10 protein-coding genes are annotated in these 12,820 nt (G+C 56.4%); 2 read left to right on the forward strand and 8 right to left on the reverse strand.

Going from position 1 to position 12,820, the window contains the following annotated elements; genetic code table 11:
- Positions 1–9: 9 nt before the first annotated feature.
- The 5 genes from AP059_RS05455 to AP059_RS05475 form a co-directional block, all read right to left on the reverse strand.
- Positions 10–1,701 (reverse strand): WD40 repeat domain-containing protein, encoded by a 1,692-nt coding sequence (locus AP059_RS05455; protein ID WP_059762337.1) that lies wholly within the window; start codon positions 1,699–1,701, stop codon positions 10–12.
- Positions 1,702–1,727: 26 nt separating this feature from the next.
- The gene (locus AP059_RS05460) at positions 1,728–2,324 is read right to left on the reverse strand and encodes a GTP cyclohydrolase II (RefSeq protein WP_059762338.1); all 597 of its coding nucleotides are present in this window, start codon (positions 2,322–2,324) and stop codon (positions 1,728–1,730) included.
- A gap of 35 nt (positions 2,325–2,359) precedes the next feature.
- A complete protein-coding gene (locus AP059_RS05465) occupies positions 2,360–3,370 on the reverse strand; it encodes a formylglycine-generating enzyme family protein (RefSeq protein ID WP_059762339.1) in 1,011 nt (336 codons plus the stop codon).
- A gap of 74 nt (positions 3,371–3,444) precedes the next feature.
- Entirely contained in the window at positions 3,445–4,311 is an 867-nt protein-coding gene (locus AP059_RS05470) for a VOC family protein (RefSeq protein WP_059762377.1), read from the reverse strand.
- Positions 4,304–5,365, reverse strand: coding sequence for a methyltransferase (locus AP059_RS05475; RefSeq protein WP_059762340.1), 1,062 nt, complete (start codon positions 5,363–5,365; stop codon positions 4,304–4,306). Before AP059_RS05475 ends, AP059_RS05470 begins: the two co-directional genes overlap by 8 nt.
- 325 nt (positions 5,366–5,690) lie before the next feature.
- Here AP059_RS05475 and AP059_RS05480 point away from each other — a divergent pair, with 325 nt between their 5' ends.
- Positions 5,691–6,428: a nitroreductase family protein gene (locus tag AP059_RS05480; RefSeq protein ID WP_059762341.1), complete on the forward strand. Its 738-nt coding sequence runs from the start codon at positions 5,691–5,693 to the stop codon at positions 6,426–6,428.
- Between the two features lie 49 nt (positions 6,429–6,477).
- Here AP059_RS05480 and AP059_RS05485 read toward each other — a convergent pair whose 3' ends face one another.
- Both AP059_RS05485 and AP059_RS05490 read right to left on the reverse strand, forming a co-directional pair.
- Complete coding sequence (locus tag AP059_RS05485) at positions 6,478–7,812, reverse strand: DUF6687 family protein (protein ID WP_059762342.1); 1,335 nt, start codon at positions 7,810–7,812, stop codon at positions 6,478–6,480.
- Entirely contained in the window at positions 7,809–9,263 is a 1,455-nt protein-coding gene (locus AP059_RS05490) for an MFS transporter (protein WP_059762343.1), read from the reverse strand. Before AP059_RS05490 ends, AP059_RS05485 begins: the two co-directional genes overlap by 4 nt.
- Before the next feature lie 131 nt (positions 9,264–9,394).
- Between AP059_RS05490 and AP059_RS05495 the strand changes: the two genes are divergently transcribed.
- On the forward strand, positions 9,395–10,066 hold the full coding sequence (locus AP059_RS05495) for a helix-turn-helix transcriptional regulator (protein ID WP_059762344.1): 672 nt from the start codon (positions 9,395–9,397) through the stop codon (positions 10,064–10,066).
- Positions 10,067–10,133: 67 nt separating this feature from the next.
- Here AP059_RS05495 and AP059_RS05500 read toward each other — a convergent pair whose 3' ends face one another.
- Positions 10,134–12,614 (reverse strand): UvrD-helicase domain-containing protein, encoded by a 2,481-nt coding sequence (locus AP059_RS05500; protein WP_059762345.1) that lies wholly within the window; start codon positions 12,612–12,614, stop codon positions 10,134–10,136.
- Positions 12,615–12,820: the final 206 nt, after the last annotated feature.

Raw genomic sequence — 12,820 nt, forward strand, 5'->3', positions numbered from 1 at the left:
CTGGTGACGTTAAGAGGCTTGGCGATAGGCGATGGTGTAAATGTTGCCGTCATAGGAGCTGGCAATGAAGCCATTACTGTCCTTGTCCTGGCTCAAACACGAGATGCCACTGGCGGTCGGACGTTCGACATCCATCCAGGTGCGGCTTGGCAAATCGAACAACGCTACAGTGCCGCTGTAGTTGGCGGTCGCAATGACACGACCATCTGCCGAAGCACAAATGCACTTGATCGAGTTTACGTGTGGCGTGTCGTAGACCTCATCGCCTGAGCCCAGCCACAGGCGCAGTTTAAGGTCGCGACCGATACTGGCAAAACCGCCGTCTACGGTGCAGCAACCATTGGAGATCCGAGTGTGCGCCTGCTCGACATGCCGCGCGCTGCTGAAATCGTCAATGTTGTGCAACGCCACGGCGGCCGAGGCGCAAACGCTGAACAAGTGTCGGTCGTTGGCCGCCACCCCCTTGATTGCGTTGTCGTGCATCGGGATAGACGCGATCAGCGTCAAGCCATGTGCCGTGTCCAGAGCAAACACCAGGCCTTCGCCGGTGTAAGTGCCAATAAGGGCGTGCAACACACCGTCCTTGTGAAACGCAGTGGCACAGTTAAGCGGCGATCGATGTTGATACAGAAGCCGCCCGGTCAGCGCATCAAAGACTTGCCCCATTTGCCCACCTGACAATAGCAATGGTCCAAAGGGCAGCAGAAAGTTGCACAGGCTGCCCACGCCCATGACCGGCTGGTTATCTTTGAACAGCATCCCTGCGTCGCCGATGCTGTATTGCTGTCCTTCATCGTTGACCACCGCGTTGATACTCACGGCCGGGGCGATGCCGTCGACGTGCCATTGATCCTCGGCGTAATTCCAGGTCGCGTAGCGCGAGCCAAAGGTGGCAAACACCAATTTGTCTTCGCCGACAAAGGCGCAGCTACGCGGCCAGACAATGCTTGGCAAGGCGGTGGTACGGCGTTTGATCAGATTTTGCTGGGCGTCCAGTTCCCAGACAATCGCCGAACGGTCGTAACTAAGCGTCACCAACAACTGTTTATCGTCGTTCCATACGATGCGCTTGATCCCGGCTTCATGGGCAGGAATCGTGCGTACGTGCTCATTGCTGATCAATGAAATACGGCCGTCATCGTCACCCGCAAAAACCAGGCCCTGACGGGTGATTGCGATGGTGTCGGTTTCAACGCCGCCAATGTCTACCAGGCCACACTGCGCCAGGCTGGCCGTGTCCCACTGGCGCACGGTGCCGTCATCGCTGCTGGAAATCAGGCGCAGTCCGTCTGGCGACCAAACCACTGAAATCACGTCGGCGTCATGCCCCTTCAGTTCACCCAGCAACGTACCGTCCAGGTCGAAAATACGCAGTACGTGATCGCGCGAACAGGTGGCGACACGCGTACCGTCGGGTGAAAAAACCGCCATTTCAACATCATCGCCATGCCCGGACAGCACAGACTTCAAACGCAAGCTGGGCACCTCCCAAATACGTGCGGTGTAATCACTGCTGGCGCTGACCAAGTACTTGCCATCAGCGCTGAAGGCACATTGGTTAGCCAGATGGTCGTGGGTAACACGGTGAATCGAACGCCCGGTTTTGGCGTCCCACAGAATCACTTGATTGTCATAGCCGGCCGTCGCAATGAACTCACTGGCATGCGCGGAAATACCGCTGATAGGACCTATATGTTTCATGGTGAAATCCTTTTCGAAAGCAAGCCTTACAACTTGATGGAGTGACTGGATTTAGTGACCTTCGATTGCAAATAGCCACGGTTATGTTGGGTCAGGAACACCCCCGTAGGCACTGCACTCACCACATCAATCCCGCCATCGCGCAACTGCTGGACTTTCTCAGGGTTATTGGTCAACAAGCGGCATTGCGTCACATTAAGGGCTTTGAGCATGTCCACCGCCGGGGTAAACGTGCGCGAATCCGCGGGATGATTGAGGTGCAAGTTGGCCTCATAGGTATCCAGCCCGGTGTCTTGCAATAAGTAGGTTTCAAACTTGGAATACAAACCAATGCCGCGCCCTTCCTGACGCAGATAAATCAAATACCCCCCTTGTGCATTCAACGTTTCAAGGGCTTCTTGCAGTTGCGGGCCACAGTCGCAGCGTTGTGAACCGAACACATCACCGGTGATGCACTCCGAGTGCACGCGAACAAGTGGGATGTCCGCGGTGTCGGTATTAACCCCCACGGCAAAATGTTCATTGTTCTTATCAAAACCTTTAAAACCATAAAAGTGCGCATTAATGGTGCCGCCCAAAATAGAAATAGGCACTTTGGTATGACGCGATACTGGCGTGTGCATGAGGTATCCCAATTAAAAGTTCAGATGACAGACAATCAGCGCAGGTTTTCAACTAAGCGAAAACCCATGACATAGAGCGGTCGGGGGTAACGGCCATGACGACGCGCGGTGCGGGCCAGGTCTCGGAAACGGGTGAAGCTTCCACCCCGCGCGACGCGATGCTCACCGACATCCAGCACCAGGTCATCACGGATCTGTGGTCCGCCAGGGTAAGGGTGGTAAGCCTGCGCTACGTACTCTTCAACGTTACCGGCCATGTCCATCACCCCGTACGGTGAAGCCCCTTCAATGAATACCCCCACTGGCGTGGTTTGCATCAAGCCCAGTTCCGCAGTGTTGGCAAAAGTGGCATCAAAGTGCTCACCCCAGGGGAACTGCAAGCGCTGACTCCCGGCCGCTGCATGCTCCCACTGTGCTTCAGAGGGCAAGGCGAACAGACGCCCGGTGCGCTTGCTCAACCAGCACGCGTAGGCATCCGCATCGCTGGCATCGACGCTGTACACCGGATGGTTGGCCATATGATGCGGGTAAGCGCCGAATGCCCAACTGCTCGCAAGTGCCGGGTGCTGTGTTTCAAGCAAAAAATGCCGATACTCGCTGTTGGTCACCGGATAACGTGCAATCCGGTACTCATCGAGTGCGACCCGATGGCAGGGGGTTTCTTTCTCGATCCAGCTGCGATCAAGCCCCAGACCTTCGAACGCGCTCATCACGGGGTCCACACGCTCAGGTGCCAACCCGATCTGAACGGTACCGCCGGGCACCGTCAACATGTGCGGGTTGAAGGGGTCGATACGCGGATCGCCTTTGAGTCCCAGCACTTCGCCGGCCGCAATGCGCGTCGCCAAAGGCTGCTCAACCTGGCTGATGATGCTGAGCAATTGACTGACCGGCAGCGCCAGCATATCGATCAATGCGCCTTGCACCTGACGGCTGATGGGATGCTCCACAAAATGCGGCGCATAGCCCATCAAAAAACGGTCAGTCACCTCTTTGGGCAGCGGGCTCGAAAATCGAGGCCAGTGCCCTGCTTTATTAGTTTTCATACACTCACTCTGTCAGCCACAGACAGGCTGAACGGGACGCGAGGGGCTACCCGATCAGCGCGTTTGTCCAACGATTAGAGGTGGTCGAGGACCAGGCGCGGGTTGGTTTCAATCATCTCGATTTCAGAGGAATACACCTCAATCACCAACCCGTCAGGGTCTTCGAAATACACCGCCGTGCGCACGTTGTCAGGCCCATGATGAAAGCCTGGAGCTGGGCCATTGCCCTTGACTACGTTGATCCCGGGCCAGGTGGCTACCTTGTCGGCAATGCGCTGTACGTCGTGTGGCAATGCACGCAAACCGATGTGGTAGCCCGGCGGGTAGCTGAACGTGGGGTTTAACTCAATGAAGAAATCAAAACCATTGAGTTCCATCACGATCTTGCGCGGGCCAAGGTTGTAGCAATATCTGGCCGACAGCACCTGCTCATAGAAAGCCTGTGAAACGCCGAGGTCGCGGGTCAGGATATTGATATGGCTGACCTGAGGCGCCAACCCGGCTTCCCTGGCGCAGGCAATCGTTGTGCCCTCCAGCGAACGCCACATTTTGACGGCGGCGGCAAATTTCGAAAAACCGGCCAACCAGTCGCTGACTGCCACTGATGGCTGATGGCTCGTCACCTTCAGGCCGCGAGGATAAACAAATGCGTGTGCACTGTTCAGCAATGCGAGCGAGCCATGCTGCGGATAATCATCCAGTGCAATCACCACCGCAGCCTTGTTTTTGGCGTGCTCAGGTGACTTAAGCAAATGCTCGGCAAAGAACTGTTCATCACTCGCTGAGGCGCACAACAAAATGAGGCCATCGATCTGCGCAGGCCATTCACCTTCAAGGTGGAACTCAAACCCGGCCATGCTGGCAATTGCGCTCAAATCATTGGCCCAGGCACGATGCCGGGCGGCGCAAGCAGGGGACTGAAGCGCAAGAAGCTTAAGCACGGTCAGCAACCTCCCCCTTGCGACGCCCTACCAACAAACTGTAACGCCCCAGTTTTTCTTCCATGACGTCGAACCCCTGATCACTCATCTGCTGAACAAGCCATGGCGTGGGGTGCAACTCGCCATTCACGGTATTGACCATCATGTGCAACGAGAAATCAGCGGAAAGAGCCGGCGTGATTTCATTAGCATCCAGCGACATGCTCAAAATCATCAATGCCCCGCCCTTGGCTACCAGTTGGCTGGCCGAGGCAATCAGGGCGCGGGTCTGCTCGCGGGTGAAGTAGTGCAGGCAATCGTTAAGCATCACCACATCAGCGGTTTCGCCCTGGTAGTTGGCCAAGTCGAGCAGGTTGCGCTCTTTGAACGTTAAGCGGTCGTGCAGATTGTAGGTGTCCAGCGTGTGTTGGGCGGCGTCGCGTGTAGCTGCCAAGTCCCAGATTTCACCCTTGAGTGTGGGGTGACGTTGGGCTATTTCGGCGATATAGGTGCCATGCCCGCCTGCCAGATCGATTACCGTGCGTGCGTTATCGAAGATCGACAGTTCACGCACCACATCGACCATTGGCTGGCTAAAGCGCACCATCGCATCGTTAAAAGCGTCACGTGCGGCCTGGTCGTGCTTGAAACGGTTTTCCTGCTGGAAATCCATGGATTGGCCAGTGGCCAGGATCTCGCCCAGCCGCGGCCAGTTCTGCCACTGCAAGCGCTGGTGAGCAATGATGGGGCCAATGAATTCAGGGCTGCTGCTGACTAAAAAACGATCACTCAAGACCTGATTGCTAAACCGGTCCTCGTGTTTATTGAGTAACCCCAAGGCCACCAGGCCATTGAGGAAAATTTTGCCTTTATTTGAGGTCCATCCTAAACGCGTTGCTACGTCTTCGGCCGACACGGGGTGCTGGGTATGATCAAACACCTGCTGGTCAACAGCAAAGTGCAAAATAGCCGATTGGCGATATTGATCAGACAACTTAACCAAGTCCACAACACTGTTTAAACCCGCCACTTCGTTAGCGCGTTCATAAAGGGTTGTCGGTTTTTGCGCGTTCATACCACTGTCTTCCTTATTAGTTATTTGCGTCCATGCCTGGCACTTGGCACTGCACCCACTGCGGCTCTGCCAGTGACCGGGCAGAAAAAAAGACACCACTCGGGCACTCAAACATGAGTGCCCCGCTTGGCACGGCAGGAGCGTAGACGCGATTTCCATAAAAACAAGGAATGTCTTTTATATTTTTTAATTATCTAAACACGAATCTATATAACTTGTATGGCCAGATATTCTTTGCTAAAAAGACGCGTTTACACCTCCCGCCCCGCGTGAAATACCGATTAAAGATCAACGTTTAATAAGTCCTTAAGGAATGAGGCGTTTTATGAACGACACGATTCATTTACTCACTCGCCATCGTAGCGAGCGCAGCTTCCAAACACGCTCTGTGGATGAGGAGTTGCTAAGCGCCATTATTCAAACTGGCCACAAAGCGCCCTCTGCCTTCAATGCGCAGCACATTTCCTCGGTTGTGGTACGTGCCCCCGAAACCCGCCAACGTATTGCAGAACTGGCAGGCGGTCAGCCCTGGATTGCGACCGCACCCGTGTTCATCACGCTGATCGTGGACTTTCACAAAACAGCGCAAGGGGTTGCCCGGGCCGGGGCCGAGCAACATATTCACCGATGCCTTGAAGGCATGCTGGCTGCTGCCACCGATGCCGGGATCATTCTCAGCACCATGATGACGGCAGCCCGCTCACTGGGCCTGGGCGTGGTGCCGGTTAGCGGCATCCGTGCCAATGCCAGTGCCATGATTGAACTGCTGCAATTGCCTGAAAAAACCTTCGCCCTGTGCGGAATGGCGCTTGGCTATGTGCTGCATCCGGCCGCGCAAAAACCGCGCTTGCCGATAAGCAGCTTTCGCCATGACGAGCGCTATGACCCCCATGCGATTGCCCCGGCGATAGGCGAGCACGACCAGGCGATGCTCGCACACTGGCAACGTCAGCAACGCCCACAGCCGCAGAGTTGGTCGAGCAGTGTGGGCCAGCGTTACTCCCATAACTACCGCCCGCAACTGAGAAATCAATTGCGGGCCAACGGCCTCGATATTGAGTAAATACTAACGATGCAGGTCGCACGGCGGGTTGTCCGGCAACGTCAGCAGCTCAGGCATTGCTCCATGCAACCGGGGCCACACGCAGGAATTGCTTGAGCTCTTCCAGTATTGTCTGCGGCCAAAGATCACTCAGGCCGCCGGCACGCAGTTTGAGTGCCGGCATGATCCATTGCACACCGTCGTAACCCCACTGTGCATTACCCCGCTCGCGATCCTGCAACGCACGCTGGAAAATCGCCAGGTCGCGGCGGTCTCGCCTCACACCACTGACACGCTCCACCCAGCTTTCGTAGCGTTGGCGAATCTCGATGAAAGGACCCTTTATGATCGCCAACACGCCGCATTGGGTGCGGTTATGAAACGCAATATTGGAAAGTCCGAAGTAGGGTTGGCCCGGGTTGATTCCAACGCTCGCCTCCGCGGGCAGGCGAAATACGGCCAAATCAATATCAGCATGCTCCTCAAGCTGCATCTGTGGGTCTGACAACAGCGTTTCGGTGTGCTCAAGCAGCTGCCATTGCTCGCGCCAGGCTGGGCTGTAGGTGTGCGTGCGCTCAATCACATCGTTGAGCAGTGGCAGCAACGTGCCAAAGGTTTTAAGTAACTGCCGACTTTCGTTGGGTGCACGTGAGGTGCGGGTGCGCTCGGCCAAATGGTTTAGGGTAAAAGCCACCTGCAAAGCATGGCTGCAGGTACCGCGAGCGTAGTCCCCCAACCGGGCCACATCGATCAGCACGTCTGCATGACGCTGCGCGTGCTCGGGTGCCAGAAACGCATAGATAGAGGCCAAGCCGTCGAGGTCGAAATGATCGCTGGTGACGATGCTCGCCTGCGGCCAGGCAGTGGCCTGCGCCATGTAGCGCAAAGCACTTTGCGTCGACAGGTTGGCTTTGTACGGCTGCGGGGTACGGTTGGCAGGCCAATGAGACAGCGTCAAACGCGTCTGCTCATTGTGGGTTGAGTCCAGCGAGATGTTGGCCACTTCACCCGTCATGTCCAACGGCAGATAGCCAAATTGACTGTGCGCATCAATACGCACCGCCTGCGCCGCTGCATCAGCAGGTGCAGCAGTTGCAGGTGGCAAATCCGGCAACGTTAACGGTACGCGCTGAAAGTCCACCTCGGCTTGCCTGATTTCGCCATGACCGCCCAGGGTGTAGACCAACCGGCACAGGTTTTCGCGCCGAATATCTCGCCCCTCCCCATTGCGCGGCGCACTGCCCGGCCCGGCAATGGCGCTCGTCAAGTCGATGAAGTGGTTTTCACACAAACCGATAGGCCGCCCACCGAGCAGGCGGATATCAAGCGCCCGGGTTTGCCCCAGGACATCGGCATCTGCCATTACCTCACTCTCACCGCTGTTCAATGCGCTGGACAGAGTCATGGCAACTCCGGCTTTTCAGTGGCCAGTAGCACGTCTCTATCAACGTGCCCCTCAACCGTATCGCGCCGGATCACCTGGCGCACAGTGATAAACAGCAGCCCCGACAGCAATGCATACAGACCAAACAACCACGCCGCAGCGCTCGAGGCACCCTCCACGCCGCCCGGTGTGGTAAATCCGGCCAGGTTAGCAATCATGCCCGCCAACGCCGCGCCAATGGCCGTGGCAATCAACTGCACTGTGGTAATGGAGGCCCCGGCAATGTCTTTCTCAGCATCCGGCACATTGGCCAATACCCGCGTCAGCAGGTGTGGCCACGCCAGACCTATACCTGTACCCACGCAGACCATGCCCACCGAGACCCCGCACAAACTCAGTAAAGAACCGGTGGTTTGCGGGACAAAAAAGCACGCCAGCGCCAACCCCACGACGACAAACACCGGGCCATACAGCGTTGCCCGATTGGCCGACTCACGGGCCAGGCTCGAACTGTAGAGCGCTCCCAACGTCCAGCCAGCCGCCATTAAAGCCGCGATATACCCCGCTACCAACGGCGTTTGCAGGTGTAGCACTTGCAAGAAGTACGGCACGAAGACTTCACTGGTCATGCCAATGACCATCAAGCTCATGGACAGATAGATCGGCAACAATGCGCCGTGGGAACTCAGGCTGTTTTTGGGCAACATGCGATGTTTGTCGCTGCCTTCCACCCGGTACACCGCATACAACAGCACCAACCCGACCAGTAACCCCAAGCCATTGAACAAGGGCGAGGGTTTGATGCTGCCCAGGGAGATGGCCAGCACCACTGCGGTCAATAGCGCCAGTTGCACCATCGGCACCGAGACCTTGGCACGCGGCTCGGTGCTTTTCTTTGGCAGCATCAGCGTAGCCAGCAACATGAATACCAGTGTGACGGGGATCAGCACCCAGAACGCCGCACGCCAGGCGTCATATTGCGCAAATACACCGCCCACCGCAGGTCCGATCAACGTCGCAGCGCCCCACATGCCCGAAATCAGGGCCATTGCGCGCGGCCACAAGCCTTCATCGAACACCAGGCGGATCATCGAGTACGGCAAGGCGAACAATAATCCGCCCCCCAACCCTTGCACTGTGCGCCCAAGAATCAACACGCCCATGTCCGGCGCCAGGCTGCAAATGCCACAGCCGATGGCAAAAATCACACCCGCTACTGCATAAGCGAGTTTTGGCCCAAGGCCTGTCAGGCACTTGGCCGACAGCACTGAGCCGATAATCGAAGCCACGACAAACAACGTGGTGTTCCAGGCGTAGTAATCAAGCCCGCCGATGTCCTTGACCACAGACGGCAAAATGGTGGTGACCAAGTACACGTTGATCGCATGCAACGCGACTCCACCCGCCAGCGCCAAGGACCTGAGTCCGTTTTTGCCCAGCAATAATGCCGCCCATCCTGTTGCCGTTGTCATATCCCTGTCCTGAGTTACATTCCGTTGCATCGAGCCTATTACAAAAGGTAAAGCTTTGATAATTATTTTTTGAAGTTGTGGGTATGATCACGCCCGGCTTCACCCATCCCTCTTGAGACGACAACTGCCCTATGTGCGCAACCCCGACCGACTCCGCCACTGCCTCGCGCAACACCGGCGCCACTGCTGAACGGATTCTGTTTTTGCTCAAATCCCATGGCCCGCTTAAAACTGCCGACCTGGGACCGCTGCTAAAAATCACCCTTGAGGCCACACGCCAGCAAATTCAAAAACTGCTGGAGGCCGAGCTGATTGTCGGTCAAGTCGTGCCTTCGGCAGGCGCTGGCCGCCCCTCGCAGAAGTGGGCGCTGACCCCTGCGGCGCAGGCGCGGTTTCCCGACACGCACGCACAGCTCACCTTGCAGCTGATTGATTCGATCAAGTTGATCTACGGCAACGATGGCATCGATAAAGTGGTCAGCAGCATTGAACAAGCCAATACCCACGACTACGTCAACGCGTGCGCGCAGGCCACCAGTCTCGAAGAAAAAGTCATGGTTCTGGTAAGGATTCGTGACGCGGCCGGTTATATGGCCAGCATGCAGGCCGACGGTGAAAGCTGGCTGCTGATAGAAAGCCATTGTCCGATTTGCATTGCCGCGCAGAAATGTCAGGGCTTCTGTCGCTCGGAGCTGCAAGTGTTTCAGGCGGCGTTAGGGCAAGACGCTGACGTTGAACGCATTGAGCATTTGATCACCGGCGATCGCCGGTGCGTCTACCGTGTGACGCCGCACCCGTCTTGAGCGACGGGGGGGCGCGCGGCTGACCTTGCGCCTTCGCCTTAAGACTCAAGTGCGAAGGCTCGCTCTTCTAGCGCTGCGTCTGGGCAGTGACGCCACGCATGTCTTCGAAGAAGGCTTTGTCTTTAGGTACCCGATCAGAAGCCTTGGGGATGTTCGGCCCTTGAGCGTCCTGGCTTTCTACGTACCAATAACAATGCTTGATCGCACGCGTGATACCGACATAGGCCAGACGCAGCACCTCGTCCTTCTGCGCCGAATCATACGGCTCGGGGTCACCCGCCTTACCTAGCCCAGCCATGCGATACACCTGATTTTTGTAGGGCGATGACGTCAGATGCTGACAGTCTCCCAGCAGGAAAACCGCATCCGCTTGCAGCCCTTTGGAACTGTGATAGGTCAACTGTTTAAGCCTGCGTGCCTCTGGCGGCAATCTAGAATCCGCATTAACTACAGGCTGTATTTCTTTTTCTATCAATAACTTATCGCTGCTTTTTCGATACAACATTAAGACGCTGTTACCTGCGTTGTAATGCTCGATCAGTTGTGCGGCCAGTGCCTGATCGTCACGATTCAATACAGCAACCGGCACCAAGGTTTTTGGTTCTCCACTCGCTTTGGCACGCTTGCCGGGAATACCGGGCGCTGCACGCACGATGTGTTCGGCGGCATCAATAATGTGCTGGTGGCTACGGAAATTGTCACTGAGCATCACCCGCGTAGTGGCCGGTGAAACAAACTCTTTATTGAAATCCATAAAGTATTTGGGCGAACTGCCCCGCCAGCCGTAAATCGACTGCCAATCATCGCCAACACACAGCAACGACGAACGTTGTGCGCCCCGGCCGATGTGCATGGCGGGGCCGCGGCTGCGGATCTCGCGCAAACTGGCACGCAACCAGGAGACGATCTGTGGCGAAACGTCCTGAAATTCATCGATCATCAAGTGCGAAAGCGGACGCAATTGCTCATGGTTGAGCAGCTTGAAATTTTCGGGGCTGTTCTCGCCAAACAGCGCGAACATGCGGTTATAGGTCATGACTGGCGGGGTTTGCGCCAGCAAGTGATCTTCCAGGGCACGCCAATACAGGCTCAACGCCTCGAAGAAAAACCGGTCGGGGTCGTCCTTGGCAAAGCGCATGTCACCGACAGCCATCGCAACATCCAGCCCAAGGTTCTCGATAAAGCTGGCGGCGCTGACAAAACAGTCCAGCAGCGGCGCTGAACTCAGCTCCCCCTTGAGCTTGTAGTCAATGCCCGGCCCCGCGCTCGCCTCATCCGCCAGCGCGGATAGAACACGCTTTGACGCACTATAACTATCTATCCATATCAATGGCTTATCGCAGAAAGCTCGAAACAGGGTCTTCTTGACTGCGCACTCAGCGCGCACGGTCAGCTTGGCATTGGGACGGCTGATCTGCGGGCTTTCTCCTGGATCAAACCCCAACACCACCCACGCGTCGAGCTGCGGGATATAACCGTGGCAATGGAAGGTGGAGCCATTGATCTGGAAGGTTTCACGGCTCAGCTCAATGCCCTGGATAGGCCACGCGCCCGCGCCAAACCATAAATCTTCGAGGGTGTCGCAGAGTTCTTCATCGCGCTTGGCGGCTAATTCAGTCACCGCCATGCGCTTTTGCACATCAGGATGATCACGTTCCAGCGCCCTGAGCTGTAGAGCATGCCGACACAGCGGCGCTATAAGCGTCTTGAAGCGTTCGTCACGGGTGTACAGCGCGTGATAACAGGCATTCAGTTGTTGGCGCTGGGTGTCGTTGATGCGCAAATCAAAAGGATTGCTCTCAACCTCTTCATCCGCCTGGGCACTGCGCGCACTGAGGTTTTCAAAGGCTTCTAACTTGGCGTAACCCGGCAGGCTGCGCACCATCGGCAAAATACGCGAATGAAAGGTGCGTACAACGTCCTGCGCCTGCTTGAAACTCAGGGCTTGCCCCCACAAACCGAACACTTCTTGCAGCTTGGCAATAAAGTCCTTACGCGACTCTCGGGTAAAGGTGACGACGGTCATCGAACTCAGCTCAAAACCCAAGTAGTGGCTGAGTAGCAAAATACGCAACACCAGCGAGGTCGATTTCCCTGCCCCTGCACCCGCGACTACCGAGGTTGAAGGGGTGTCACTGAAGATCATCTTCCATTGCGCCGCACTGGGTTGCGCATGCGCCGGCAACATCGCCGCCACATCAGCCTTGACCTGCTTTTTCAACTCAGCCGTCAGGGGCAGGCGCCAGTCATCGAACAAGTCATCGTCGACCCCCGGCCCGCGCAGTTCCCGGGATCGCGTGTCATTGATGTGCAGCACCTGACGCCCGTCTTCAAATCCCTCTGCGTGGCCCTCTTTGTAGCCGTAATCCACCCCCGCGCTGTGCCCGCTGCGAAACCCGTCCGCCTGGCCATGCAACCACGATGCTGCGTGTTGAGCCCGCAAACGGGTTAAACCGCTGCCAAACAACCGTGCAGCCAGGCGCTTGAGCAAAGGCAGTTGAGTGATAGGAGCGAGTTCATCAGGCTGATCGGATTTGTGTTGCGGCACGCTGACTCCAGGGTGTGAGGCTGTCCGGGGGCACTATGGTCGCCCCATTGCGCGAAGAGTTCTAGCTAATTGCTTGAATGTCAGCAGTTTAGCTTGTGCTTTGAAGGCAAAGGATTATCTGTTGCCACGGATAAGCATCGAATAAGTAGATTGGTTTAAAGCATTTTTTACGCTTTTTATCGATTAATCATTATTGGACACTCACT

The organism is Pseudomonas sp. TAA207, from assembly GCF_001529285.1.
In the GTDB taxonomy this organism is placed as follows: Bacteria; Pseudomonadota; Gammaproteobacteria; order Pseudomonadales; family Pseudomonadaceae; genus Aquipseudomonas; species Aquipseudomonas weihenstephanensis.